The following is a 26,926-nucleotide window of genomic DNA, read 5'->3' as shown; positions in this document are numbered from 1 at the left end:
ACCTGCGCCCGGCCCACCCGGGCCGCCGGGGCCACCCGGACCATGCGGACCGGGCCGCGGACCGACTTCGCTCACCTGACCCGAGGGGCCGACGAGGAAGTGCGCGCGCAACTGCCCCTCGTCGTAGCGGCCCTGCACCAGCACCGCATTGCCGCGGGTGACGTTGGCGGTACCGTCGCGGCCCGCGTCGATCATCGCCCGGCCGCTGCCGTCCTGCACCACGAACCGGTCGCCGAACACCTCCGCGACACGGCCCTTCACCGTGACGATGCCGCCGCTGCTCGCCAGCCTGGCGATCGGCGTCGCGACCGTCGGGGCCATCTCGATGCTCGGGCGGGTGAGGGCGACCGCGCCCGCGCCGCCGGCGGCGCCGACCGCGACCAGCGCGGCTGCACCGAGTGCCAGGCGCTGGCGGGTGCCGATATGTAGTCTTGCCATCGATCGTCTCCTTCGTTTGTCGATGACCGGCTTCTAGGGTGATTCGTCCGACCCCCGCTGAACCGGGCGGTTCAGTTTCGGTTTAGTGGGGGAGGATAGGGCCACATCATGCGCATCTTGCTTGTTGAAGACGATCCAGACCTGGGCCCGGCGATCGCGCGCGCGCTGCGCGCCGAGCATTTCGCGGTCGACCTCGTAGCCGACGGCATCGACGCCGGCCATCTCGGCGAGACGGAAAGCTACGACGCCGCGGTGCTCGACCTCGGGCTGACCGGCAAGGACGGTATCGCCGTGCTGCGCGACTGGCGCGCGGCGGGGCGCGCGCTGCCGGTGCTGATCCTCACCGCGCGCGACGGCTGGTCGGACAAGGTGGCGGGCTTCAAGGCGGGCGCCGACGATTATTTGGTCAAGCCGTTCCGCGTCGAGGAACTGGTGATGCGGCTGCGCGCGCTGGTCCGCCGCGCCGCCGGCCATGCCCAGCCGGTGCTCGCCTGCGGGCGGCTGTCGTTCGATACGCAGATCGGCCATTTCGAGCTCGACGGCCTGCCGCTCAAGCTCACCGCGTTCGAATGGCGCGTGCTGTCGGCGCTGATGCTGCGGCGCGAGGCGGTGATCGAGCGGCTCGACCTGCTCGAACGCGTCTACGAAGGCGATGCCGATGTCGATTCGAACAGTCTCGAGGTGATCGTCGGCCGCTTGCGCCGCAAGATCGGCGCCGAGATGATCGAGACGATCCGCGGCCGCGGCTATCGCCTGACCTGCGGCGAGGGCTGAGGCGATGCCCAGATCCATCCAGGGCCGCATGCTGCTGTTGTCGGCGGTGGCGATCCTCGCCGCGCTCGGCATCGCCGGCTGGGCGATCGGCGGCGTGCTCGAACGCGTCGTCACCGAGGGGATCGACCGGCGGCTCGATGCCGAGATCGCGTTGCTCGCCAGCACGGTCGATCGCGACGGTCGTATCGATCGCGCGCGGCTCACCGCGCGGGCGGGGGCGCTGGAGGCGGGGCGCGGCTGGCACTGGCGGATCGAGGCGCCGGACAGCGCGATCGGCTCGACCGATACGCCGCGGCTGCATGGCGGGCCGGGGCCGGGCGACGGTCCGCTGCCGGGACCACCGGGGCCGCCGATGCTGCGCGACGATGCCGATGCGCCGCAGGTGCTCGAAGGCGAGGATCGGGCCGGGCGCAGCGTCCATGCCCGTCGGCTGGTGATGAAGACCGGGCGCGGCGACGTATCGCTGCTCGCGGTCGCGCCGCGCGCCGTCATCGCACGGCCGTTGCGCGATGCGCTGGTGCCGCTGCTCGCCGCGCTCGCGATCCTCGCCGGACTGCTCGCGGTCGCGACGATCGTGCAGTTGCGGCTGGGCTTGCGTCCGCTCGCCCGGATGCGCGCGCAGGTCGCCGCGATCCGCGACGGCACGCGGACCGAGGTCGACGAGGACCAGCCGGTCGAGTTGCGCGGCCTCGCGACGGAACTCAACGCGCTCGCCGGCGATCGCGCCGCGGCGCTCGCCACCGCGCGTCAATCCGCCGCCAATCTAGCGCATGCGCTCAAGACGCCGGTGGCGACGCTCGCGCTCGCGCTGCGCGACGATCCGCCCGCCGCGGCGCAGGTCGCGCGGATCGACGCCACGATCCGCCACCATCTGTCGCGCGCGCGCGCCGGCACCGGCGATACGCGCGCCAGCACCCGCGTCGCGCCGGCGGTCGCCGATCTCGCGGTGGCGATCGGCCGGCTCCACGCCGCGCGCGGCATCGCGGTGACGCATGCGGTCGCGGGCGATCCGGCCGCGGCGATGGATGCGCAGGATTTCGACGAACTGCTTGGCAACCTCCTCGATAATGCCGCGCGCCATGCCCGCGCGGAGGTGAGGGTCGAAGTGCGCGCGCAGTCCAGCGATGCGCGTCGTCTCGACCTGATCGTCGCCGACGACGGCCCCGGCATCCCCGCCGCCGAGCGCACCCGCGTCACCGAGCCGGGTGTGCGGCTCGACGAGCGTGGCGAGGGCCATGGCTTCGGCCTCGCCATCGTCCGCGAGCTCGCCGAACTGCACGGCGGCCGGCTGACGCTCGCCGAGCGCGACGGCGGCGGGCTGGAGGCACGCGTCAGCCTGCCCGCAAGGCACCAAACGGGCGCCGAAGCGTAACGCCTCCGTCCCCCACGCGAGGTCTCCATGTCTTCTGCCCTGTTCCAGCCGATCACCATCGGCAGCACAACCCTGTCCAACCGCATCGTCATCGCGCCGATGTGCCAATATTCCGCCGAGAACGGTCGGATGACCGACTGGCATCTGATCCACCTCGGCCATCTCGCTTTGTCCGGCGCCGGCCTGCTGACGATCGAGGCGACCGCGGTCGTCCCCGAGGGGCGGATCACCTATGGCGACGTCGGCCTGTGGGACGATGCGACCGAGGCGGCGATGGCCCGCGTGCTCGAATCGATCCGCCGCCATTCGGATATGCCGATCGCGATCCAGCTCGCCCATGCCGGCCGCAAGGCATCGACCGACCTGCCATGGAAGGGCGGCAAGCAGATCGCGCGCGACCACGCCGACGGCTGGCAGACGGTCGCACCGTCGCCGCTGCCCTTCGCCGAGGGCGAGAATCCGCCGACCGAACTGACCGAGGACGATCTTAAGCGGCTCGTCGACGCCTTCGCCGAATCGGCCCGCCGCGCCGCGCGGCTGGGCATCGACGCGGTGCAGCTCCATGGCGCGCACGGCTATCTGCTCCACCAATTCCTCTCGCCGCTCTCCAACCGGCGCACCGACGATTATGGCGGCAGCCTCGAGAACCGCATGCGCTTCCCGCTCGAAGTCCATGACGCGGTGCGCGCCGCTTTCCCCGCCGACAAGCCGGTGACGATGCGCGTCTCGGGCAGCGACTGGGTCGCGGGCGGCTGGGATGCCGAGCAGACCGTCGCCTTCGCTCGGGCGCTCGAGGCACGCGGCTGCGCCGCGATCCACGTGTCGAGCGGCGGGCTCGACCCGCGGCAGGAGATTCCGGCCGGCCCGAGCTATCAGGTGCCGCTCGCCCGCGCGGTCAAACAGGGCTGCGGCCTGCCGGTGGTCGCGGTCGGGCTCATCACCGATTACGAACAGGCGGAGGCGATCGTCGGCACCGGCGACGCCGATATGGTCGCGCTCGCCCGCACCATCCTCTACGATCCGCGCTGGCCGTGGCATGCCGCCGCGCATCTCGGCGCGCACGTCAAGGCGCCCGACCAGTATCTGCGCTCGCAACCGCGCCGGTATCGCGACCTGTTCGACGTGGATTGAGCCGGCGCGCGGCTTTTGTCAGACTAGACGAAAGCCGCGCTTCGGTGGATGGAGCGCGCGACCCCAAGTGGAGAGGAATTGCGCGATGACCGACCATGATGTTCGTACCGTCCTGCCGGTGCAGGCGATCCTCGGCGAGGGCCCGGTCTGGGTGGCGCGCGAGCAGGCTTTGTGGTTCGTCGACATCAAGAGCCGCCACGTCCACCGGTTCGACCCGGCGACGGGCGAGGCGCGGCGCTGGGATGCGCCTGATCAGGTCGGCTGGATGCTGCCGAGCGCGGATGGCGGGATGATCGCCGGCCTGCGCACCGGGCTGCACCGCTTCGATCCGGCGGACGGCAGCTTCACCTTCCTCGCCCGGCCGGAGGGCGATCCCGCCGGCAACCGGCTCAACGACGCCGCGACCGACGGCGAAGGCCGCATCTGGTTCGGCACGATGGACGATGCCGAGACCGACATGAGCGGCCGCGTCTATCGCCATGCTGCCGGCGTCGTCACCGACAGCGGCCTCGCCCCGGTATGCATCACCAACGGCCCCGCGATCGCGGGCGACGGCGTGACGCTCTACCACACCGACACGATCGGCAAGACGATCTGGCGCGCGACAATCGGTGCCGACGGCACGCTCGGCGAGGCGGCGCCGTTCGTGATCATTGAGGAAGGCGCCGGCCATCCCGACGGTTCGGTGGTCGATGCCGAGGGGTGTCTCTGGGTCGCGCTATGGGGCGGCTGGGGCGTTCGGCGCTACGACCCGTCGGGCAAACTGATCGGCACGGTCAAGTTGCCGGCATCGAACATCACCAAGATCGCCTTCGGCGGCCCCGATCTGCGCACCGCTTATGCGACGAGTGCGCGCAAGGGGCTCGACGAAGCGGCGCTGGCGGATCAGCCCGAAGCGGGCAATCTGTTCGCCTTCGATCCCGGCGTTGCGGGCGTGCCGGTGACGCCGGTCGCGCCGTAGGGGGGGGCGATTTCTGGGCGCCGCGAGCTTTAGCTGCTTTCTTATCCAAGTGTTCCTGCGAACGCAGGAACCCAGGGCCAAGCAGAACAAAGCCTTACGGTGCTCGATACCCTGGGCTCCTGCGTTCGCAGGAGCACTGAACGACTTTCGCGGAGGTCTCGAACAAATCCGGGGTGACGGGTGGGTGGGAAACGGGTGCAGCCCTACGCTACCGCCGATCCTCCCCCGCCTAAGCGAGGGAGGAGTCGGTCCGCCTTTACCGCGGGCTCGCCTCGCGCTTGCCGTCGAGGCGACGCGCGATGCCCCAGCCATTGTCGTCGTGCAGCGCCTCGGGCAGCAGCGCCGGCGCGAGGTTCTGGAAGCAGACCGGACGCAGGAAGCGCGCGATCGCGAGCGTGCCGACCGACGTCGTCCGCCCGTCACTCGTCGCCGGGAAGGGACCGCCGTGGACCATCGCCGGCGCCACCTCGACACCCGTCGGCCAGCCGTTCGCCAGAATACGGCCGACGCGGCGCGCGATCACCGGCACCAGCTTCGCCGCCTCCGCTTCGTCGGCCGGATCGACCTGCAGCGTCGCGGTGAGCTGGCCTTCCAGCTTGGCGATCACCGCGGCGATCTCGCCGAGGTCGCGGCAGCGCACCAGCATCGACGACGAACCGAACACCTCGTGCGAGAGCTTGACGTCTGCGAGGAACTGGTCGGCGGTCGTCTCGAAGAACGCGCCGACGGCTTGGTTGACGCCCTCGCCGGTCTTGCCGCGCGCGACGGTGCGCACCGCCTCATGGCCGGCAAGCGCCGCGACGCCCTGCTCGAAGCTGGCGTGGATACCGGGCGACAGCATCGTCGCCGGCGCGCTTTCGGTCAGCGCCGCGCCCGCCGCCTCGACGAAAGCGTCGAGATCGGGGCCGTCGACCGCCAGCACGAGACCGGGGTTGGTGCAGAACTGGCCGGCACCCATCGTCAGCGACCCGACGAACTCCTTGGCCAGCGCCGCCCCGCGCGCGGCGAGCGCGGCGGGGAAGAGGACGACCGGATTGATGCTCGACATTTCGGCATAGACCGGGATCGGCTCGTCACGCTCGGCGGCGATGCGCACCAGCGCGAGGCCGCCGCCGCGCGAACCGGTGAAGCCCACCGCCTGGATGCGCGGATCGGCGACCAGCGCGCCGCCCAGTTCGTTGGTCTCGCCGGGCAGGTAGGAGAAGACGCCCGCGGGCAGGCCGGCGTCCGCGACGGCCTTCTGGATCGCGCGCGCGACCAGCTCGCCGGTGCCGGGATGCGAGGGATGACCCTTCACCACCACCGGACAGCCGGCGGCGAGCGCCGAGGCGGTGTCGCCACCCGCGACCGAAAAGGCGAGCGGGAAGTTGGACGCGCCGAACACCGCGACCGGGCCGATCGCCAGATTGACGCGGCGCAGGTCGGGGCGCGGCAGCGGCGCGCGGTCGGGCAAGGCGGGGTCGATCGTCGCGTCGAGGAAGTCGCCCTGACGCACGACGCCGGCGAACAGCTTGAGCTGGCCGACGGTGCGGCCACGCTCGCCCTCGAGGCGGGCGCGCGGCAGGCCGCTCTCCGCCATCGCGCGCTCGATCAGCTCGTCACCGATATCGAGGATGTTCTGCGCGATGCCTTCAAGGAAGGTGGCACGCGTATCGAGGTCGGTCGCGGCATAGGTCGCGAACGCGTCTTCGGCGAGCGTGCAGGCTTCGGCCACCGCATCGGCATTCGCCGACGAGAAGTCCGGGGTCAGCGTCTCGCCGCTCGCCGGATTCACCGCGGTGAACCGGTTCGCGGCCTGGCGTGCTTCGCCACCGATCAGCAGGGCGCCGTCGATCATGGAAATACCTCTCTCGGAAATTGTCAGAGTTATTCTAGGGACCCGATCGCCCCGCGACAATGGTGCACGTCGCGCGGTCACGTGACTGCGACGCAAGAGCCGATAAAGGCGCGGTCAGCGATCGGCGACGAACGTCACGTCATCCTCGGTGTTGTGCGGGTCGAGGTCCCAGTCCGCGGCGACCTCTTCGACCGCGCGGCGCGCGATCGCATCGAGCTCCTCGGGGCAGAAGGCCTGGACGTCCCAATTGTGGCCGGACGCGCCGTCCCAGGGATCGGCGAGCGTCGGCAGCATGAACTCGATCCTCGCCCCCTCGCTGTCGAGCGACAGGCGGAGCGCCGCCTGGTTGAGTTCGTCGCGCAGCGCCGACGCGCCGAGCACCGGCCGGCTCATCGCGACACCCCCTGCGACACTGACGCGGGCGGGAGAGAATAAGGAACCGCCATGACCATCTCCTTCGAGTCCGCAGCAAGCGCAGCGCGACCGGGATCGTTCCCGATCCGCGGCCTCCTTGCAACGTCCGTGTCACATACCGGCGGGAATGGGGGGCGGGGGGGGTCATGAGGCGAGTTTGCATGCCTCGGGCGCCTGAGGCTCTCGGATCTATGCACGGCTGTTATCCAGGCCGTTTGTAGAAGTCCGGCATTTTCCCATTCCACTCCGTCACCCCGGACTGGTTCCGGGGTCCACTCCGCGGCGAGGAGGACGGCTTGAAGCGGCACCGTGCTCTTGCGGCACGGTGGACCCCGGAACCAGTCCGGGGTGACGCATGAGCGGGGAGACCGAGCGAACCTCGCCGCCGTATTCGCAGACTGGCCCCCGTGTCTGCGGCCTCGCTGGCGGGGTTTCGCAGGAGCCGGCGGTACATCCACCAGAATCCACGAGGTTTGTCATTCTCCTCGGCGCCGGAAGCGGCCAAGGGGGCGCGATGCGTCTTCTGCTTTCCACCGCCGCCCTGTTCGTCTCGGCGATCGCCGTCCCTGCGCTGGCGCAGGCCGATCCTGACGTTGCACCCGATATCGTCGTCACCGGCCGCGGCCTGCCTGATTCGCCCGGCGAGCGCGCCTTCGACATCGTCACCATCGACCGTGACCGGCTCCAGGCCAATGCCAGCGCGCGGCTGGAAAGCGTGCTCGCCGATGTCGCCGGCTTGCAGCAGTTCCGCCGGTCCGACAGTCGCACCGCCAATCCGACCAGCCAAGGCATCACCCTGCGCGGCATCGGCGGCAATGCCTCCAGCCGCGCGCTGCTGATCCTCGACGGCGTGCCGCAGGCCGATCCGTTCGGCGGCTGGGTCGCGTTTCCCGCCTATGCCACGGGGCGGCTGGGGCAGGTGCGGGTGACGCGCGGCGGCGGCAGCGGCTATTTCGGCCCCGGTGCGCTCGCCGGCACCGTCCAGCTCGACAGCGCCACCCCCGACCAGCTCGCGCCGCTCGACGCCAGCCTGTTCTACGGCAGCCGCGATTCGATCGAGGCGCAGGGCGCCGCGGCGCTCGTCCGCGACGGCGGCTTCGCGACGCTGTCGGGGGCCTATGCGCGCGGCGACGGCTTCGTGCCGACGGTCGCATCCAGCCGCGGCCCGGTCGACCGCGCCGCGCCCTACGAACAGGCGTCGGGCGCGCTGCGTACCGTCGTGACCGTCGCGCCGTCGACCGAGGTGCAGGCCAACGTCAGCGCCTTCACCGACCGGCGCGACCGTGGCACGGCGTTCACCGCGAACCGGTCGGACGGCGCCGACGCCAGCCTGCGCCTCGTCGGCCGCGGCGCCTGGGGCTGGTCGGCGCTCGCCTATCTGCAGACCCGTGCCTTCGCCTCCAGCTTCGCCAGCATCAACGCGGCGCGGACGACCGTCAGCCAGTCGCTCGACCAATATAACACGCCCGCCACCGGGCTCGGCGCGCGGCTGGAGGTGCAGCCGCCGGTCGGCGAGGCGATCGACCTGCGGCTCGGCGCCGACATCCGCGACGTCTCCGGCAAGACGCAGGAACTGTTCACCTTCGTCAACGCCAGCCCGACCCGCCGCCGCGAGGCGGGCGGATCGACCCGCACCCAGGGCCTGTTCGCCGACGGCAGCGTCGCGCTCGGCGACCTGACGCTGACCGGGGCGGGGCGCATCGATTGGTGGCGGATCGACGGCGGCTATCTTCGCGAGCGTCCGCTCGCCGGCGGTGCGGCGCTGACCGACAATCGCTTCGCCGATCGCGACGGTAGTGAATTCACCGGCCGGCTCGGCGCCGCGTGGCGCGCCGCCGCGGCGGTGACGGTGCGTGCGGCGGCCTATCGCGGCTGGCGGCTGCCGACGCTCAACGAACTCTATCGCCCCTTCCGCGTCGGCAATGACGTCACCGCCGCCAATGCCGGCCTCTCGCCCGAGCGGCTGACGGGGATCGAGGGCGGCGTGACGCTGACGCCCTTCGCCGGCGCCAGCCTCGCCGCGACGCTGTTCCGCAACCAGCTCGACGATGCGATCGCCAACGTGACGCTCGCCGCGACGCCGACCAGCGCCATGCGTGTCCGCCGCAACCTCGACGCGATCCGCTCGACCGGCGTCGAGGTCGATGCGCGCTATGCGACCGGGCCGTTCACCGCGCTCGCCTCGTGGAGCCATGTCGACGCACGCGTCCGCGCCTCGGGCGCGGCGGTGGCGCTCGACGGTCTGCGTCCGGCGCAGACACCGCGCGACGCGCTATCCGGGACGCTCGGCTGGCGGCAGCGGCGCGCGGCCGTCTCGGCGACGCTGCGTCACGTCGCGCGCCAGTTCGACGACGACCAGAACAGTCGCAGCCTCGCCCCCGCGACGACGCTCGACGGCTATGCCGCGCTGCCGGTGACGCGCGTGCTGACGATCGAGGCGCGTGCCGAGAACGTCTTCGACGCGCGCGTCGAGGCGGGGATCAGCGGCGCCAACATCGTCGAGCGCGCGACGGCGCGGACGCTGTGGATCGGGGTGCGCGCGCGGCTCGATTGAACCGGCGTGGCTCGACGCCGGCAGCCGGGGCGATTACACGCCCCGGCGTGACCGCTCCCCTCCGCCTCCGCCTCGACCGCCATGCCCTCGCCGACAATTGGCGCGCGCTCGACCGGATGAGCGGCACGGCGGCGTGCGGCGCGGCGATCAAGGCGGACGGCTACGGCCTCGGCGCGAGCGAGGTCGCAGGGCAGCTCGCCGCCGCCGGCTGCCGCGACTTCTTCGTCGCGACCTGGGCCGAGGCGGCGCGGCTGGCGCCGCTCGGCCTGCCTTTGTCGGTGCTGCACGGTGTCCGCGCCGAGGATATGCCGCTGGCGTTGCAAGGCATCGCACGCCCGGTGCTCAACAGCGAGACGCAGGTCGCCCGCTGGCGCGCGGCGGGCGGCGGCGCCTGCGACGTGATGGTCGATACCGGGATCAACCGGCTCGGCGTCTCGGCTGCGGCGGTGCGCGACGGCCTGCTCGACGGACTGGCGATCGAGACGCTGATCAGCCATCTCGCCTGCGCCGACGAGGACAGCGCGATGAACGATCGCCAGCGCGCCGCCTTCGCGGCGCTGGCGGGGGTGACGGGCGCGCGCCGGATGAGCCTCGCCAACTCCGCCGGCATCGCGCTCGGGGCGGGGTACGTCTTCGATCTCACCCGCCCGGGGATCGCGCTGTACGGCGGCATCGTCCGGCCGGAATTCGCGGGCACGATCCGCCAGGTGGCGACGCCCGAGGCGCAGGTGCTGCAACGCCGCACCGTCCCCGCCGGCGAGACGGTCGGCTACAACGCGACCTGGACCGCGCCGCGCGCGACCGAGGTGGCGATCCTCAATCTCGGCTATGCCGACGGCTATGTCCGCGGCTTCTCCGACCGCGGCTGTGCGGGCGGGGGGACGCTGCCGGTGATCGGGCGGGTCTCGATGGACCTGATGGCGATCGACGTTACCGCCGCGCCGGATCTGGCGGAGGGCGACTGGATCACGCTCGACTTCGCGCTGCCGGCGGCGGCGGCGGCGAGCGGGATGTCGCAATATGAGCTGCTGACGCTGCTGGGGCAGCGGTATGCGCGGGGGTGGGGGTGATCAGGCCGCTTCGGGGCCGGTCCATACGTCGAACGGCCGCGCCCGGATCCATCGCGTCGCCAGCCATTTGACGCCGCTGCGAACGGGCTCGCCGGCGTGGCGGGCGGTGGCCAACGGCCGGCCCTGCGCGTCGACATTGTCGAAGATGATCGCATCGCCCGCCTTCGGGCGGATGGTCAGGCCGTGGTCGGGGAACGTCGTCTCGCCGCCGCCGAAGCCGTCGTTGAGATAGACGAGCACCGTCGCGACGCGCTGGTTGCGCACCTCGGGCAGGACGTCGGCGTGCAGACGGAATTGCTGGCCGGGGCGATAGCGCAGGACGGTCAACGCCTCGCCCTGCGCCACCTGGGTGTCGCTGAACGCGGCGATCCGGACGTTGATCGCACGGATGACCGGGTCGTCGCGCAGCGGGCTCAGCACCGCCGCATCCGAGGTGCGGATCGGATGGGGCACGTGGCGGCCGGTCCGCGGATCGACGACGACGGCGGGAGCCAGCAGGTCGCTGGCGGCATTGGCGATATGCGTGCACTCGGCGACGCTCAGCGCACCGCGCACTCGTCTCACGCTGCGGTCGTCGGTCAATGGTTCGACGACGAGCGGCGTGGTCGGATGGCCGTCGCCGTCGATCGCCATCGCCGACAGCAGCCCGTGCAGGTAGCGCGCGTGCGGGTCATCTGCCGCGTTGGCGGCCGCAAGCAGTCGCATCGCAGCGGGCCAATTGGCGGCCGCACCGGTGCCGTTCGCCGCAAGCGTGATCTCGACGAGCCGCGCCTCGTCGTGACCGCAATCCGCGGCCTGCCGCAACGCAAGTCGGGCAGCGGTAAGGTCGCGGGGCAGGGGGTGGCCCTGAAGCTGCCACAGCGCCTGTTGGAAGAGCGCGCCGCCATGCCCCGCCGCCGCGAGCCTTGCAACGGTCGCGGTGGCGTCGGCGACGCGGCCGCTTCGCAGCATCGCGTCTACGGCGCCCATCGGGTCGTTCTGCATCGGCGGAGACTGGACGAAAAAAGGGCCGGTGGAAACCACCGGCCCCGGATTTTCACGCTACGGCGTCGCTTAGAAGCGCGCGGTCACGCCCGCATACATGCGGCGTCCGATGTTGTCGAAGATGGCGCTGCCCGCACCGATCCCCGTCGCCCCCAGCGGCGGTAGACGATCGGTGAGATTGTCGACGCCGATGTAGAAGCTGGACCGTTCACCGACGTCGAAGCCGAGCTTCATGCCGATGTACAGCACGTCCGGATAATAAGGCGTGCTGAAATCGTCGAGGTTCTGCGGCGGACGGCCCTGGAAGGCGATGCGGTTCTCGATCGCGCCGACCGACTGCTTCGACAGGTAGCGGAACTGCGTATCCAACGTGACGATGCCGAAGTCCGCCCCCAGGTTCACCTGCACCTGATCCTTGGGATAGCCCAGCTCACCGACCGTCGTATCCGCGAACGACGGCTGCAACGGGTTGAGGAAGCTGCTGCTCTCCAGGATGTGGGTATAGATCACCTGACCCGAGAGACGCGTGTCGCCGAAGCTGCGCGCATAGCTCAGGTTGGCATCGATACCGCGCCGCTTCAGGCTCGCATAGTTGAGCGGATTGTCGGCAAGATTACCCTCGATGATACGGAACGGCTGTTCGCCGTTCGGTCCGGTCGCTCCGGCTGCGACGCGGTTGAACTGCGCGCAGAACTGATTGTTGGTCAGCGACGGGGAATCGTAGCAATTGTTCACGGTTGCTTGCGCGCCCGCGTAATTGATGACGTTGTTCACCTTGATGTTATAGTAATCTACCGACAGGATCAGCCCCGGCGTGAACGTCGGCGAAATCACCGCGCCGTAGGTGTAGGAGTCGGACTTCTCCGCCCGCAGGTCGGGGTTGCCGCCGCTCAGGATTTCCAACGACTGGGCATATTGGAAATTGTACGTCGTCGGAATGCCCGCCGCCGCGCAATTGGCCGCGCGGAACTGCGTACCACGGCCCAGATTGTCGGCCGAGCACGGATCGGCGAAACCGGGCGCGAAATTCTGGCCGGCCGATGCATACAGTTCGGTCAGGTTCGGTGCGCGGACCGAGCGACCGTAATTGGCACGGAAGCGCAGCCCCTCAACCGGCGCGTAGGTGCCGTTCAGGTTGTAGGTATAGACCGTGCCCGCCGAGCCCTTGTAGTCGGACACGCGCCCGGCGGCGCCGAAGGTCAGCTCCTTGATGAGCGTGATGTCCTTGAGTAGCGGGACGCGCAGCTCGCCGAACGCTTCCTTCACCTCGAACGACGGCGGGTCGAACCTGGCGAGCGCATTGTAGAAGGTGTAGCCCGCCTCGACGTAGGGATCGGCCTGGAAGTAATTGGTCTCGCGGCGATATTCCGCACCGAGCGAGAAGCCGACGGCGCCGCCCGGAAGGTTGAAGAACTTCGAGGAGTCACCCGACACGTTGGCAAGCAGGTCGAGCTGCGTGATCTTGCCTTCCGAGACGGTGTTGCGCAGCACGTAGTTGCGCGTCGCCTCTGAGATATTGCCCTGGCCGAACGGATTAAGCGGCTGGCAATTGGTGATGTCGCTGGCCAGATTGGCGGCATTGCCGCCGATGTCGGTGCCGAACGCAAAGCGGCTGGCGTCCAACTGTGCGCCGCAGACGATCTGGCCGGCGGGATTGCGCACGGCGTCGAGCGCGAGGCTGAGACGCTGCACGTCGACGTTGCCGAGGACGCGCGTGCGCTCCTTGAACTCGCCGTAATTGGCCGACACTTCGTAGTTGAACGTCTCGGCGAAATCGCCGCGCACGCCGCCGACGAAGCGATAGGTCTCGCGGCGAGCATCCTCACGACGCGAACCAAGATCGGTCAGGTTCTTGCGCAGGATGAAGCGATAGGAGCCATTCGCGATCTGTGTGCGCAGCGTGGCCGCCTGTGCGGCGGTGATCGCCGCACCAGTCGTCGGGCTGATGCCCGAGTTGACCGCCTGCAACGCCTGCGCCGCCAGCGTCGCCTGCGAGGACGCGCTGAGGAACGGATTGTCGAGACGGGGACGCTCGTAGAGCGCGTCGATCGTCGAGCCCGTGTAGAAGGCCGGACCCGAACCGCCGAGGCTAACCGAGTCGACGCGGACGTACTTCGCCTCGAAGAATGGCACGAACGCGTCGGAGACCGCGAAATGGCCGAGCAGGTTGGCCGAATAGCGGTCGAGTTGCGGCAGCAGCTGGACCAGCGTGCCCTCGCGGCGGGTGTTGCCGTTGCCGCCGACAAAGCCGCCGGTCGGGGTCGCGGTCGGCGCCGTTACCGAACCACCGGCGATGCCGACGCGGGTGCCCGTCTGCGAGACAAGCGAGCCGTCCTGCTGGAACAGATAGTTGCAGGTGAAGGCGCGACCCAGCGAGTCACGGCCGCACCGTGCGTTCGTGCCCGAGCCGGCGGGCGAACCTGCGAAAGCGACCAAGCCGCCGTCGAAGATGTTGGCGCCGCGGATATCGCGGAAGAACGTCGAGTCGGGGATGCCGTCGAAGTTCAGATTGCCGCTGACGCCGGCACCGGCCGCATCGACGTTGGTCGTCACGAAGGCATCGTTTTGACGGTAGGCCTTGCGGCCTGACGCGAACAGCGCCTCGGTGCGGGCATATTCCACGTTCATCGCGATGTTGCCGCGATCGTCAGCGAAATTCTTGCCGCCGGTCAGGCTGACGAAATAGCTGCCGGCGTCCTTCTCGTCGCTGACGCCGCCCTGCGCGCGGATCTGCAGGCCTTCGAAATTCTGCTTCAGGCGGAAATTGACGACGCCGGCGATGGCATCGGAACCGTACACCGCCGAGTTGCCGCCGGTAACGATGTCGACACCGTCGATCAGGTCGGTGGGGATGGTATTGACGTCGACCGATACCGCGTTGTTCAGAATGTCGGACGCGACATGACGGCGGCCGTTGACCACGACCAGCGTGCGCTGGGTGCCGAGGCCGCGCAGATCGAGAAGATTGAGGCCACCGGTGCCGAGAAAGCGGGTCGAGTTCGACTGGCTATAGGTGCTCTGCAACTGCGGCAGATCGTTCAGCACGTCGCCGATTGAGGTGCGCGCGGTCTGTGTCAGTTCGGCGGCCGACACCGTGGTGATCGGCACGACCGAAACCGCGTTGGGCGAACGGATGCGCGAACCGGTAATGACGATTTCCTCGCCCGGACGCGCTTCCGGCTCGTCCTGATCCGGCGCTGCCATCGACGTGCCAGCGGTGTTGCTGCCGGCCTGCGGCGCACCGGCTTCAGGCGCCGTCTGCGCAAAGGCGGTGGTGGCGAGCAACATCCCGCCCGCGAGCGCACTCGCGGAGAGCAACCAAGTCTTCATGTCAGTCCCCTGTTTTCAGGCTTTGCGCCTTGTCAGAAGACCTTGTTGGCGCAACCGGACCGAAGCGGACAAGCCGGTTTGCGACAGAAACAGTCGTAATCAAGCGGTTTGGTCAAAAGTGTCGCTAAAATGACACAAAAATTACAGCTTTTATGTCCGCATGTTGCGCATTCGTCAGCGCGTGCGTCAGCGCTCGACGCACATCGCGATCCCCATCCCGCCGCCGATGCACAAGGTCGCCAGCCCCTTCTTCGCGTCGCGCTTTTCCATCTCGTAGAGCAGCGTGGTCAGCACACGCGCGCCGCTGGCGCCGATCGGGTGGCCGATCGCGATCGCACCGCCGTTGACGTTGACCTTGTCCGCATCCCAGCCGAGTTCCTTGCCGACCGACAGCGCCTGCGCCGCGAACGCCTCGTTCGCCTCGATCAGGTCGAGGTCGGCAAGCGTCCAGCCGGCCTTCTCCAGCGCCTTCCTCGATGCCGGCACCGGGCCGATGCCCATCACCGACGGGTCGACGCCCGCGCTCGCCCAGCTCCGGATCGTCGCCAGCACCGGCGCGCCGCGCGCCTCGGCCTCGGCGCGGCTCATCAGCACCAGCGCCGCGGCGCCGTCGTTGAGGCCGCTCGCATTGGCGGCGGTGACGGTGCCGTCCTTCTTGAACGCCGGCCGCACGCCGCCGACGCTCTCGATCGTCGCGCCGGCACGGATATATTCGTCGTCCGCCACGACGGTGTCGCCCTTGCGGCCCTTGATCGTCACCGGCGCGATCTCGTCCTTGAAGCGGCCGCTGCCGCGCGCGGCCTCCGCCTTGTTCTGGCTGGCGACCGAGAAGGCGTCCTGGTCGGCGCGCGTCACCTGATATTGCTCGGCGAGATTCTCCGCGGTGATCCCCATATGATAGCCGTTGAACACGTCGGTGAGGCCATCGACCACCATCGTGTCGACGAGGCTGACCGCGCCCATCTTGGTGCCGCCGCGCATCGTCTGCGCATGCGCGCTCATCGACATGCTCTCCTGTCCGCCGGCGACGACGATCGTCGCGTCGCCGGTCTGGATCGCCTGACAGGCGAGCGCGACCGCGCGCAGGCCCGAGCCGCACACCTGATTGACGCCCCAGGCCGGCACCTCCTTGGGGATACCCGCCGCCATCGACGCCTGCCGCGCCGGATTCTGCCCCTGCGCCGCGGTGAGCACCTGACCGAGGATCACCTCCGACACGTCGGCACCGTCGACGCCGGCCTGGGCGAGCGCCGCCTCGATCGCGATGCGGCCCAGTTCGTGCGCGGGCGTGGCGGCGAAGGCGCCGAGGAAGCTGCCGACGGGGGTACGCTTGGCGGCGGTGATGACGATCTCGGTCATGATGATCCTGCTCCTACTTTGGTGCGTGTCTACCCGGCGGCAGCGCCGCGATCCAGTGCGCGAGCGGCTCCCACAGCATCGTCCGCCCACGCCCGCCGACGATCATCCCGACATGGCCGAGGCCGAGGTCGCGCCGGTCGGCGAGCCCCGCGGCGGTGGCCGCCGGGACGATCCGGTCGGTGAGCGAGACGAACTCGACCGCGGGGCAGTCGAGCCGCGCGGGCGAGGCGGGGGCGCCGCGGACGATCCATCCGCCGGTGCCCGGCCGGTCGGTGGCGACGAACGCCTCGAACAGGTCGCGCGCCGCGGCGAGCGGGAGCGGCGCCCCGGCATTGGCCCAATCCTCCAGCCGGACGAAGGCGCGCGCCGCCGCACCTTCGGGGTCGAGCCGCCCGAACGATTCGTATTTGGCGATCGTCCGCGCCGGATCGAGCCGCCAGAAGCCCGCCTGCAACACCTCCATCGGTAGCACGCCGAGCGCCTCGGCGGTCGGCTTCGCCGCCTGCCACAGGTCGAGCATGCCGGGCGCGGACTCGCCATAGCCGGTAAAACGCCACGGCGCGGCGATCGTCGCGAGGCCGGCGACCGGGGTGGCGCCCGCCGCCGCCAGCGCCATCGTCCCGCCGAGGCAATAGCCGACCAGCACCGGCGGCTCGTCGAGCTGCTCGATCAGCGGCAGCAGCAGCGATTCGATATGGCCGGTCATGTCCATGTCGCGATCGGCCGCGCCCGGCTCGCCCCAGTCGACCAGCGCGACGCGGCAGCCCTGCGCCGCCATCCACCTCACCAACGACGTCTCGCCGAAATCGAGGATCGCCGGCGGGTTGATCAGCGACGGCACGAACACGACCATCCGGCCGCGCCCGCCATAATAACGCAGGCACGCGCGCCCGGCGGTGGCGAGCGCCGGCATCGGCGGCGGCGGGGCGGGGCGTGGCGCCTGCTGATAGGCGGCGAGCCCGGCGAGCGCCGCCGCGGTGCGCGCCGGGTCTGCTGCGGTTTCGCTGCGCAGCATGTCGAGGAACAGCGGTAACGGGCGCGGGCCGTGTTGCGGTGCGAAAAATTGCGGCGTACCATCGGCATCAGTCACGGCAAAGGACCGTCGCGCGACAGGGGAGCGATATGAAGAAACAGGCCAGGGCCGACGGAATCGTCATCATCAAGAAATACGCCAATCGGCGCCTCTATAATACCGAGACCTCGTCCTACATCACGCTCGAGCATCTGGCGACGATGACCCGCGAGGGGCGCGACTTCAAGGTCGTCGACGCCAAGACCGACGACGATATCACCCACAACGTGCTGACCCAGATCATCATGGAAGAGGAAAGCCGCGGCCAGACGATGCTGCCGGTCAGCTTCCTGCGCCAGCTCATCTCCATGTACGGCGATTCGATGCAGGCGATGGTGCCGGGCTATCTGGAAGCGTCGATGGACAGTTTCCGCCGCAACCAGGAACAGTTCAAGTCGGCGGTCGAGGGCGCCTTCGCGCACTCCCCCTTCGCCGAGATCGCCAAGCGCAACCTGCAGATGCTCGAGGTCGCCGCGCAGGCGTTCCAAACGCCGGGCGTCGCCCCGGTGACCCCGCCACCGTCGCCCACGGCGAGCAAGGACGACCAGATCGCCGCACTGAAGGCGGAGCTGACGCGGTTGCAGGACAAGGTCGAGAAGCTCGGCTGAGCGCGGACGATGCCGGCGATGTTCTGGGCGGCGGGTGCGTCGGTGCTGCTCGCGCTTGCAGCGGCATTCGCCGACCGCCGCCGCCGGCTGCGGGTCGATCCCGACCGTGTCGGCTTCGTCGACTGGCGCACCGTCCAGATGGCGGCCCTGCTCGCGACGATCCTGCTGGTGAGCATCGGCCTGCACACGCAATAAGGCAGGCGCTCTCCTTGGATTGGCGCCGCTCTGCGGACGGGAAGGCAGGATTGTTCACGCGGAGGCGCGAAGACGCGAAGAGAAGAAGAGATTGGTTCGCGCAGAGGCGCGGAGGCGCAGAGATGGTGCGCCCGGCGCGAAGCGCTATGCATCCACGATGAGGAGGACTGAAGGCCGCTGGCGCGGCCGGACCATCTCTGCGCCTCTGCGCCTCTGCGCGCAAAAACCCTTCTTCTTCTCTTCGCGCCTTCGCGTGAACCAAGCTTCTTCTGCCGACGTCCCAGCCTCAGTAGAATTGCCGCAAGGTCAACGTCCGCACCGTCCCGTCGCAAAGGCCCAGCCGCACCGCCGTACCCGGCGCGCCGATCGCCCATTTCGCCAGCGCGCTCGTCGGATAGTCCGTGGTAACCGGCTGGTCGTTGATCCGGCAGATCGTCTCGCCGGGCTGCCACCCCGCCGCCGCCGCCGGCCCGCCGCGCATGACGTGCAGCACCTTGAGCCGGTCGCGCTCCAGCCCGACCAGCAATCCGCTGGTCGAGCGCAGCGGCGGGGCGTTCGCCTCCGGCCCCGGCTTGAGCACCATCCGCCCGGCGCCGGGGTCGAGCAGCACGCGGTAATTCTGGAGCAGCCCCGACCCGATCCGCCCCGCCACGCCGATCGTCTCGGAAAAGCCGCCCGCCGGCTCGACCCGCGCCTCGACGTTGCGCACCACCTGCTGCCCCAGCGACACCGCGGGCAGGATGGCGAGCGTGCTCACCGTCTCGCCCGCGAGGCCGAAGGAGATCGTCGTCGTGGTCGGCAGCCGCGCGATCCCCGCCGTTCTGGCGGATGCGGCGGACAAGGTCAGCGCCGAGCCGTCGCCGGTGTCGACGATCATCGGCGCCAGCCGTCTGGTCGCGATCGTCGCGCTGCTTTCGTAGACGCGGCGGCCGGGCGAGATGGACAGCGGCGCGATCGCCCCGACGAACGGCAGCCGGCCCGACGGCAGCAGGCGGAAGCGGTGGTTGGCGTAATCGATGTCGAGCGCCTGCCCGCCGGTGACATCGCGCCCGATCAGCATGTCGACCGCCTGCGCGCTGCCGGTGGCGAGCGCGGGCAGGTCGGCGACGGTGACGCCGCCGCCGGTGCGGGTGAGCCCGCCGATCGCCAGCCGCCGCGTCGCCAGCCAGCCGACCGCGACTGCGCCATTGCCGCCGCCGCCGATCGCGGTCGCCTGGCCGTTGGCGGTCACCCGCGCCGGATCGGCGGCGGCGGACTTGGCGGCGAGCACCGAATAGCTCACCCCGGTATCGAGGATCGCGGTCACCGGCCGTTCGTCGAGCGTCAGCGTGAAGCGGATCTGGTTGCCCGGCGTCAGGTCGAACGACACCCAGCGCGCCTCGCTGTCGGCGGCAAGCGTGACGACGCCCTCACGTCCCGCGGGCTGGGGCGAGGCGGCGAGCAGGACGAGGGGCAGGAGCAGGTGCATCCGCCGACCCTAACGGCGTAACGCCGGCGCTGCCACAAGGGGTTGGGGCGCGGCGCACCCGGCCTTCATGCGCCCCGTTGGTGCTGAGCTTGTCGAAGCACCATGGGACTCACCGCCCTTCGACAGGCTCAGGGCTGACGGTCCGGGGGCGTTCGTGCGGTCGATAACGCCGATCCTACAGGCACGCCTCCAGAAACGCCTGATCGAAGCCGAATTGCTTGGCCTTGTCGAGCGTATAGGGCCGCAGCCCCATCGAGCGGTACTCGCCGATGATCTTGCCGTCGGCGCTCTCGTCGAGATATTCGAACTTGAACAATTCCTGCGTCACGATCACCGGCCCTTCCATGCCGATCACCTCGGTGACGTTGGTGACGCGCCGCGAGCCGTCGCGCAGGCGCTTCACCTGGATGATGAGCTCGACCGAATCGGCGATCTGGCGGCTGATCGCCTCCTTGGGCACCTTGATGTCCGACATCATCACCATATTCTCCATGCGGGCGAGCGCTTCGCGCGGGGAATTGGCGTGGAGCGTGCACATCGAGCCGTCGTGACCGGTGTTCATCGCGGCGAGCATGTCGAAACACTCGCTGCCGCGGATCTCGCCCAGGATGATGCGATCGGGGCGCATGCGCAGCGCGTTCTTGACGAGGTCGCGGATGCTGATCTCGCCTTGCCCCTCCAGATTGGCCGGGCGCGTTTCCAGCGGCAGCCAGTGCGGCTGCTGCAGGCGAAGCTCGGCGGCGTCCTCGATCGTCAGCACGCGCTCGCCGGGGTCGATCATCTTCGACAAAGCGTTGAGCATCGTCGTCTTGCCCGAACCGGTGCCGCCCGAGATGACGACGTTGAACCGGCTCGCGCCCGCGATCTTGAGCGCGGTCGCCATCTTCGGGCTCATGCTGCCGAAGCCCGCCATCATGTCGAGCGTGATCGGCTTGGCGGAGAATTTGCGGATCGAGATCGCGGTGCCGCGCAGCGACAGCGGCGGCACGATGACGTTGACGCGGCTGCCGTCCTTGAGGCGCGCGTCGGCGAGCGGTGTGGTCTGGTCGACGCGGCGGCCGACCGAATTGACGATCCGCTGCGCGATCTGGAACAGATGCTCCTCGTCGCGGAACTGGATCTGCGCCAGCTCCAGCTTGCCCTTGCGCTCGACATAGGTCTGGTCGGGGCCGTTGACCATGATGTCGGTGATCGCCGGATCGGCGAGCAATTCCTCGAGCGGCCCCAGGCCGAGCAGCTCGTCGACCAGCACCTTTTCCAGCGCGAACTGTTCGCGGCGGTTGAGCGTCAGCTTGAGCTCGGCGAGCACCTCGCCGATGATCGGGCGGAATTCCTCGGCGAGCTCGTCCTTGCCGAGCGTCGCGGCGGCCTCGGGATCGACGCGTTCGAGCAGGCGCGGCAGCACCTGTTCCTTGATCTTGTGGATCGACGCCTCGAAGCCCTCGCCGCGGCTGCTGCCGGCATCGCCGCTGGCGTTCTGCCGGTCGGTGAGCCGCTGCATCGCGTCGAGCGTGCCCGCGGGCAGGCTGCCGGCGAGCGGGTCGTCGCCGGGCAGGCCGCCGGGCAGCGGCATCGTCTCGATCGGCGGAAACTGGCTGCCGGGTGCGGCTTCGTCGGCGCGCGGCGCCGGGCTGCCCTGCATCGGGCGCGCCACGCCGAACGCCGGCCGTGCCGGCTGTCCGTTACCCATTCCGTTGCGACGCCCGAACGCGCTCATACACCAATCCTCGACCTTCAGTGACGGCGGTAGGCATCAGAGTTTGAGATTTTCCTAACCAAACCAAAACGGTGCGGCCGGGGCCGATCGCCGTGCTTGACAGCGGCGCGCCGAGGCCGTTCGGAAGGCGCGACATGCGCCGCCTCCTGCCCCTGCTTCTCGCCCTGCTCGGCGCCCCGTTCTGGGCGACGCCCGCCGCCGCCGACGACATCGGTGCGACCGCGCGCGGCGTCGTCCGCGTCGTCACCATCGCCGTCGTCGACGGGCAGGTGGTCGGCTTCGGCCACGGCAGCGGCGTCGCGATCGCACCCAACCGCATCGTCACCAACGCGCACGTCATGGAACTGGCGGAACGCTATCCCGACAATGTCGTGATCGGCGTGGTGCCGTCGGAAGGCGACAAGAGCTACCAGGGCCGCGTCGTCGCCTATGACGCCAAGCGCGACCTCGCGCTGATCGAATTCGCCGGCGCCCGGCTGCCCGCGGCCGCGCTCTATACGGGGCCGGTGAGCGAGGGCGATCCGGTGGTCGCGCTCGGCTATCCTGGCAACGTCGATCTCGCGACCGCGCAATCGGCCGCGGACTACATCCGCCCGACCTCGCCGGTCCGTTCGGAAGGCGTCTTCTCCGGTAGGCGCAGCCTGACCGGGATCGAGGTGCTGCTCCACACCGCCAGCATCGCGCGCGGCAATTCGGGCGGGCCGTTGCTCGACCGCTGCGGCCGGGTGATCGGCATCAATTCGGCGATTACCCGCGGCGAGGAGGGCGATGGCTCGTTCGGCTTCGCGATCGCCGACACCGAGCTGTCCGCCTTCCTGCGCGAGGCGAAACAGCCTTATGCCAGCGTCGGCACCGCCTGCACCTCGATCGAGGAACGGCTGCGCGACGACAGCGCGGCGGACGTGCGGGCGCGCAGTGATGCCCTGACCAGCCAGCGCGACGCCGCCACCCGCGCGGCGATGGGCCGCGAGGAGGCGCTCGCCCGCGCCCGCGAGGCCGCGCAGACCCGGCGCGAGAACGTCATGGGGTTCGCCGGCCTGCTGCTGGTGCTGGGCGCGATGGGGATCGGCGCGGCCGGACTGTTCGCAGTGCAGGGGCAGGGGCAGCAGCGGCGGACGATCTGGGCGGCGAGCCTCGGCGGCCTCGTCATGGTCGTCGCGATGCTCGTCTTCGTGCTGCGACCGAAGGGCGAGCCCGCCGTCCCGCCGCCACCCGCGGCGATCAGTCAGGTCGTACCCAATGCGCCGCTCGGCAAGCTCACCTGCGTCTTCCAGCCCGAACGCAGCCGCGTCACCGTCTCGCCGACCAGCGACGTCGCGCTGCACTGGGGCCGCAGCGGGTGCGGCGGCGGCGTGCAATATCTGCCGACCGGCGACCGCTGGGAGCGCGTGGTGGTGCCCGACGGCGAGCAGACGGTGTCGGTCGTCGCCTTCGACCCGCTCACCCGCCGTTATACCGACACCCGCTACATGCTCGGCGCGCAGGCGATGGCGCAGGCGCGCAAGCTGCAGCAGGGGCAGGGCGCGGCATCCCGCTGCACCGTCGACCCCGCCGCGATCGAGCGCCTCGCCCAGCAGCAATCGGCGATCCGCACGACGCTGCCGCCGCTGCCGAACGAGAAGCTGGTCTATAGTTGTCGTACGGGCTGACAAACGTATCGAGCCCGGTCTAGACTGGGTCCGGGCATGTTGGGGGGGGAGGACATGAATCGGTTGAAGTTCGCGGCGTGGCTGATCGCGATGTGCTGCGCGCAGCCCGCGGCGGCGGAATGGTTCGAGGCGACCTCGAAGCATTTCATCGTCTATGCCAATGGGACTGCCGATTCGGTGCAGAAACGCGCCGAGCGGCTCGAACAGTTCGACAGTCTGGTCCGTTACTATAGGTCGATCCCCGCGAACGAGGGCGACGGTTCGAACAAGCTGACCGTCTACGTCGTCGCCAACGACGCGGCGGTCCGCAGGCTGTTTGGCCAGGGCGGCAAGAACGTCGCCGGCTTCTATCAGGGGCGCGCCAGCGGATCGGTCGCTTTCACTCCGGCGCAGGGTGGCGATCGCGATGACGTCAACGCGCTCCAGCCGCAGATCGTGCTGTTCCACGAATATGCCCATCACCTCATGCTCGGCAATCTCACGATCGCGCTGCCCGCCTGGTATGCGGAAGGCTATCCCGAATTCCTGTCCACCGCGCGGTTCGAAAAGGATTTCGTCTGGCTCGGCGCGCCCGCGCAGCATCGCGCCTACGACCTGCTGCTCGGCAACGAGCTCACCGCGGAACAGCTCTTCGCGCTCGACCCATCGAAGAAGATGCGCGACGGGCAGGTCGCCTCGCTCTACGCGCGCGGCTGGCTGCTCACCCATTATTTGCTGATCGACCAGAAGCGGGCCGTGCAACTCGACGCCTATCTGGCGGCGATCAACGACGGCAAGCCGGGGGTCGAGGCGGCACGCGCGGCGTTCGGCGATCTCGACGTGCTCAATCGCGCACTGTCGTCCTACCTACACAAATCGACGATGTCGGCCTACAAGATCCCGCTTACCCGGCTGACCACGCCGGTCGTCACCGTCCGGCCGCTGTCGGCGGGCGAGCGCGAGATGATCACTTTGCGCATGCGCTCGGACCGCGGCGTCGATCGCGAGACCGCGCAACCGATCCTCGCCGCCGCGCTGCCGATCGCCGACCGCTATCCCAAGGATGCGATGGTGCAGGGCTGGTTCGCCGAGATGGCGCTCGACGCCGGCCGCAACGACCTCGCCGATGCCGCCGCTGACCGTGCGCTGGCGATCGATGCCAAATCGTCGCAGGCCCTGGTCTACAAGGCGCAGGTGCATCTGCGCCGCGCGCGCGAGGCGAAGGTGACCGATCCGCAGGTGTGGCGCGAAGCGCGCAGCTGGCTGCTCCGCGCGAACAAGCTCGACACCAACGACGCCTATGCGCTGACGCTCTTCTATTCGAGCTTCGGCATGGCGGGGGCGCCGGCCACCGACAATGCCAAGGCCGCGCTGCGTCGCGCCCACGAGCTGGTACCGCAGGACGAGGGTCTCGCTTATGCCTATGCGACGCAGCTGCTGGTCGACGACAAGCGTGACGAGGCCCGCACGGCGCTGCGTCCGCTCGCCTATTCGGCGCACAGCAATCCCGACAATGCCGCCGCCAGGCTCATCGCCGCGCTCGCGACCGGCAAGACCGGCCCGCAGGCGCTCGCCTCGCTCGGCGGGGACGCCGCCAAGGTTACGATCGAGAATTAGGCCGGCCGACATTCATCGGCGCCCGCGATACCACCGGTCCGTCACCCCGGACTTGATCCGGCGTCCCGCTACGGCCTTCACGCTTGCCATCGGGGAGAAGCGGAACTTCGGGTCAAGCCCAAGGTGACGAAAGGGTGAAGGTGTCGCGCCTAGGCGCAGAGGTAACGCGGCCCTGTCATCGCAACGGAGCCGCAGATGCGACTAGCGCAACACGCTCTGCGCCTCTGCGCCTCTGCGCGAACCTGATACGTCTTCGGCGATCCGGAGCTGCCCGGCTCATCCGCCCTCGCGCGCCAGCAGGGCGCGTTTGCGCTCGACGCCATAGGCATAGCCGCCGAGCCCGCCGTCGCTGCGCGTGACGCGGTGGCAGGGGACGACCACCGCCAGCGGATTGCTGCCGCACGCCGTCCCGGCCGCGCGCACCGCGCCCGGCTGGCCGGCGAGCGCGGCCAGCTCGGCATAGCTGCGTGTCTCGCCCGCCGGGATCGTCTTCAGCGCTTGCCACACCGCTTCCTGAAACGCGGTGCCGCGCACGTCGAGCGGCAGCGCGGCGTCGCGGCCGGGCGTCTCGACCAGCGCCACCACCGCCGCGGCAAGGCCGGCCAGCGCCGTGTTGCCCGGCGCGATCTCCGCCCGCGGGAAGCGCGCCGCCAGCGCCGCCGCATCCTCGTCGAACGCCACCCGGCACAGCCCCTTGTCGGTCGCCGCGACGAGCAGCGGCCCCAGCGACGTCGCGACCTGCGTCCAGCGGATCGTCGCGCCTGCACCGCCGCGCGCCCAGGCCGATGGCGCCATGCCGAGCCGCTTGGCGCCATCGGCATAGAAGCGGCTCGCCGCGCCATAGCCCGCGTCGTAGATCGCATCGGTGACGCGGTCCGCCTGCTGCAACGCGTCCGCCGCGCGTCCGGCGCGCAGCGCGCGCGCATAAGCGGCGGGGCTGACCCCGGTCGCGCGGGTGAACAAGCGCTGGAAATGATGCGGGGCATAGCCGACCTGTGCGGCGAGCGCCGCCAGCCCGATCGGTTCCTCCGCCGCCGCGATCAGCGCGATCGCCTCGGCCACCGCCCGGCTGTCGCGGGCGACATCGTCGGGTTTGCAGCGCAGGCAGGCGCGATAGCCCGCCGCGCGCGCCGCCGCGCCGTCGGCGAGGAAGCTGACGTTGTCGCGCCGCGGATGCCGCGCGGGGCAGCTCGGCTTGCAATAGATGCCCGTGGTGCGCACCGCGACGACGAAGGCGCCGTCCTGCATCCGGTCGCGGCGCTCGAAGGCGGCCCAGGCCGCGTCCTGATCGATGGTGCTCATGCCGCTCCAATAGCCGATCGCGCGCCGCGCCCCATCCCGCGGCTTGCTTTCAAAAGCCGCTGCCCGTCACCGGCGGCCGGCTGCGCATCAGCGCGACGTCCTGCGCCCCCGCCGCCAGCGCGGTCACGCGCGCCAGCCCCTTGCTCACCTCGCCGCCGGCATAAGGCGCGAACAGCCGCGCGCGGGCATAGCGATCCGCCGCCTCGCGATACCGCCCGGCCGATTCCGCGCACAAAGCCAGATTGAACGCCGTCGCGCCATTGTCCGGCGCCATCCGGTCGACCTCGGCGAAGACCGCGCAGGCGGCGGCGGGATCGTGCTTGGTTAGCTTCACCGCCTGTTTGAACCGCGCCGCGGCATCGGCGGGCAGGCCGTCGCGCGTCTCGATCACGCGGACGGTATAATCCTCCGCATGCGGGGCGAGATCGTGCTGCACCTCGGCGGCGACCGATTCGACCATGCCGCTCACCACGCCGTCGACATTGGTCGCGACGCCGCGGTCCTCGCACCAGTCGCTGCGGTCGTCGCGCGTCTTGGCGACCGCATAGGGTAGCGCGCCGGTGCGCCGCCGCACCTCCAGATCGGCGCGCAACGCCACGGTGCGGCGGACGCAGGCGACGCTATAGCGCTCCCTGCGCGTGCATTTGCCGTCCTTCTTCTCGACGCAGCGCTCGCGCCCCTCGCGATAGTCGCTGCTCGCGACCTGCACGCCGGTGCGGCCGGTGAGCAGCCCGTCGGGGCGCAAGGCCGGCGGGATCAGCCGGACGTGCGGCAGACCGTCCGCGCCGAGCTTCGCCAGCCGCCGCTCGATCGCATCGGCGAGCTCCGCACCGTCCGGCCCGGTGAACGGCCCGACGCCGATCGTCGGCAACAGGCTCGCCTCGCGTGCCTGCGCTGCGAAGACGCCCTCGACGCGCAGCGTCTCGGCGGTCGCGGGCAGGGCGAGCATCGCTCCGATCGCCACCGCCGCCCACCATTGCATCGTCGTGTCTCCATCTGCCGGGATCGGGCTTACCCGCCCGATCCTGAACGAAAGCCCTAACTCCTCCCCCGCAAGGGGGAGGGGGACCGTCCGGCGCAAGCCGGATGGTGGAG

Annotated in this window: 20 protein-coding genes and 1 pseudogene; 10 read left to right on the top strand and 11 right to left on the bottom strand. The window is 70.0% G+C overall.

Going from position 1 to position 26,926, the window contains the following annotated elements; genetic code table 11:
* Positions 1-438: pseudogene (locus FFS23_RS17120) on the bottom strand (hypothetical protein); the annotation flags it as partial.
* 108 nt (positions 439-546) lie between these two features.
* Between FFS23_RS17120 and FFS23_RS17115 the strand changes: the two are divergent.
* From FFS23_RS17115 to FFS23_RS17100, 4 genes are all read left to right on the top strand, one after another.
* Complete coding sequence (locus FFS23_RS17115; RefSeq protein ID WP_137899558.1) at positions 547-1,212, top strand: response regulator transcription factor; 666 nt, start codon at positions 547-549, stop codon at positions 1,210-1,212.
* A 4-nt stretch (positions 1,213-1,216) separates the two neighbouring features.
* Complete coding sequence (locus FFS23_RS17110; protein WP_249340732.1) at positions 1,217-2,584, top strand: sensor histidine kinase; 1,368 nt, start codon at positions 1,217-1,219, stop codon at positions 2,582-2,584.
* A 27-nt stretch (positions 2,585-2,611) separates the two neighbouring features.
* Positions 2,612-3,715: an NADH:flavin oxidoreductase/NADH oxidase gene (locus tag FFS23_RS17105; protein ID WP_137899557.1), complete on the top strand. Its 1,104-nt coding sequence runs from the start codon at positions 2,612-2,614 to the stop codon at positions 3,713-3,715.
* A gap of 85 nt (positions 3,716-3,800) precedes the next feature.
* Positions 3,801-4,676: an SMP-30/gluconolactonase/LRE family protein gene (locus FFS23_RS17100; protein WP_137899556.1), complete on the top strand. Its 876-nt coding sequence runs from the start codon at positions 3,801-3,803 to the stop codon at positions 4,674-4,676.
* A 256-nt stretch (positions 4,677-4,932) separates the two neighbouring features.
* Here the strand turns inward: FFS23_RS17100 and FFS23_RS17095 are convergent, their stop codons facing one another.
* On the bottom strand, positions 4,933-6,513 hold the full coding sequence (locus tag FFS23_RS17095) for an aldehyde dehydrogenase (NADP(+)) (protein WP_137899555.1): 1,581 nt from the start codon (positions 6,511-6,513) through the stop codon (positions 4,933-4,935).
* A 114-nt stretch (positions 6,514-6,627) separates the two neighbouring features.
* Positions 6,628-6,906, bottom strand: coding sequence for a hypothetical protein (locus FFS23_RS17090; protein WP_038662692.1), 279 nt, complete (start codon positions 6,904-6,906; stop codon positions 6,628-6,630).
* Positions 6,907-7,441: 535 nt separating this feature from the next.
* On the opposite strand from FFS23_RS17090, the gene FFS23_RS17085 reads away from it, so the two are divergent.
* Together FFS23_RS17085 and FFS23_RS17080 are read left to right on the top strand one after the other, a co-directional pair.
* Positions 7,442-9,481: a TonB-dependent receptor gene (locus FFS23_RS17085; protein ID WP_137899554.1), complete on the top strand. Its 2,040-nt coding sequence runs from the start codon at positions 7,442-7,444 to the stop codon at positions 9,479-9,481.
* Between the two features lie 47 nt (positions 9,482-9,528).
* Entirely contained in the window at positions 9,529-10,551 is a 1,023-nt protein-coding gene (locus FFS23_RS17080; RefSeq protein ID WP_137899553.1) for an alanine racemase, read from the top strand.
* On the opposite strand, the gene FFS23_RS17075 is transcribed toward FFS23_RS17080, so the two are convergent.
* From FFS23_RS17075 to FFS23_RS17060, 4 genes are all read right to left on the bottom strand, one after another.
* Positions 10,552-11,520, bottom strand: coding sequence for a 2OG-Fe(II) oxygenase (locus FFS23_RS17075; protein WP_171009533.1), 969 nt, complete (start codon positions 11,518-11,520; stop codon positions 10,552-10,554).
* 84 nt (positions 11,521-11,604) lie between these two features.
* Complete coding sequence (locus FFS23_RS17070) at positions 11,605-14,865, bottom strand: TonB-dependent receptor domain-containing protein (RefSeq protein ID WP_137899551.1); 3,261 nt, start codon at positions 14,863-14,865, stop codon at positions 11,605-11,607.
* A 186-nt stretch (positions 14,866-15,051) separates the two neighbouring features.
* Entirely contained in the window at positions 15,052-16,224 is a 1,173-nt protein-coding gene (locus FFS23_RS17065) for an acetyl-CoA C-acetyltransferase (protein ID WP_137899550.1), read from the bottom strand.
* A gap of 13 nt (positions 16,225-16,237) precedes the next feature.
* Positions 16,238-17,239, bottom strand: coding sequence for an alpha/beta fold hydrolase (locus tag FFS23_RS17060; protein ID WP_137899559.1), 1,002 nt, complete (start codon positions 17,237-17,239; stop codon positions 16,238-16,240).
* A 107-nt stretch (positions 17,240-17,346) separates the two neighbouring features.
* Here FFS23_RS17060 and phaR point away from each other — a divergent pair, with 107 nt between their 5' ends.
* Together phaR and FFS23_RS17050 are read left to right on the top strand one after the other, a co-directional pair.
* Positions 17,347-17,904, top strand: a complete 558-nt coding sequence (gene phaR, locus FFS23_RS17055) for a polyhydroxyalkanoate synthesis repressor PhaR (RefSeq protein ID WP_137899549.1) — start codon at positions 17,347-17,349, stop codon at positions 17,902-17,904.
* 9 nt (positions 17,905-17,913) lie between these two features.
* Positions 17,914-18,099 (top strand): hypothetical protein, encoded by a 186-nt coding sequence (locus tag FFS23_RS17050; protein ID WP_038662672.1) that lies wholly within the window; start codon positions 17,914-17,916, stop codon positions 18,097-18,099.
* A 286-nt stretch (positions 18,100-18,385) separates the two neighbouring features.
* On the opposite strand, the gene FFS23_RS17045 is transcribed toward FFS23_RS17050, so the two are convergent.
* On the bottom strand, positions 18,386-19,567 hold the full coding sequence (locus tag FFS23_RS17045; protein ID WP_137899548.1) for an aspartyl protease family protein: 1,182 nt from the start codon (positions 19,565-19,567) through the stop codon (positions 18,386-18,388).
* 175 nt (positions 19,568-19,742) lie between these two features.
* Positions 19,743-21,284: a TadA family conjugal transfer-associated ATPase gene (locus tag FFS23_RS17040; protein WP_169742540.1), complete on the bottom strand. Its 1,542-nt coding sequence runs from the start codon at positions 21,282-21,284 to the stop codon at positions 19,743-19,745.
* 134 nt (positions 21,285-21,418) lie between these two features.
* On the opposite strand from FFS23_RS17040, the gene FFS23_RS17035 reads away from it, so the two are divergent.
* Complete coding sequence (locus tag FFS23_RS17035; protein ID WP_137899547.1) at positions 21,419-22,933, top strand: S1C family serine protease; 1,515 nt, start codon at positions 21,419-21,421, stop codon at positions 22,931-22,933.
* Positions 22,934-22,987: 54 nt separating this feature from the next.
* Positions 22,988-24,529, top strand: a complete 1,542-nt coding sequence (locus FFS23_RS17030) for a hypothetical protein (protein ID WP_137899546.1) — start codon at positions 22,988-22,990, stop codon at positions 24,527-24,529.
* 276 nt (positions 24,530-24,805) lie between these two features.
* On the opposite strand, the gene ada is transcribed toward FFS23_RS17030, so the two are convergent.
* Positions 24,806-25,831 carry a bifunctional DNA-binding transcriptional regulator/O6-methylguanine-DNA methyltransferase Ada gene (gene ada, locus FFS23_RS17025; RefSeq protein ID WP_137899545.1) on the bottom strand — a complete coding sequence of 342 codons (1,026 nt, stop codon included), beginning with the start codon at positions 25,829-25,831 and terminating at the stop codon, positions 24,806-24,808.
* A gap of 49 nt (positions 25,832-25,880) precedes the next feature.
* Positions 25,881-26,813 (bottom strand): hypothetical protein, encoded by a 933-nt coding sequence (locus FFS23_RS17020; protein WP_137899544.1) that lies wholly within the window; start codon positions 26,811-26,813, stop codon positions 25,881-25,883.
* Positions 26,814-26,926 lie beyond the last annotated feature (113 nt).

Source organism: Sphingomonas sp. 2SG (assembly GCF_005503285.1).
In the GTDB taxonomy this organism is placed as follows: Bacteria; Pseudomonadota; Alphaproteobacteria; order Sphingomonadales; family Sphingomonadaceae; genus Sphingomonas; species Sphingomonas taxi.
Note: the sequence above shows the minus strand (reverse complement) of the source record. Positions and strands in the feature narration are given on the sequence as shown.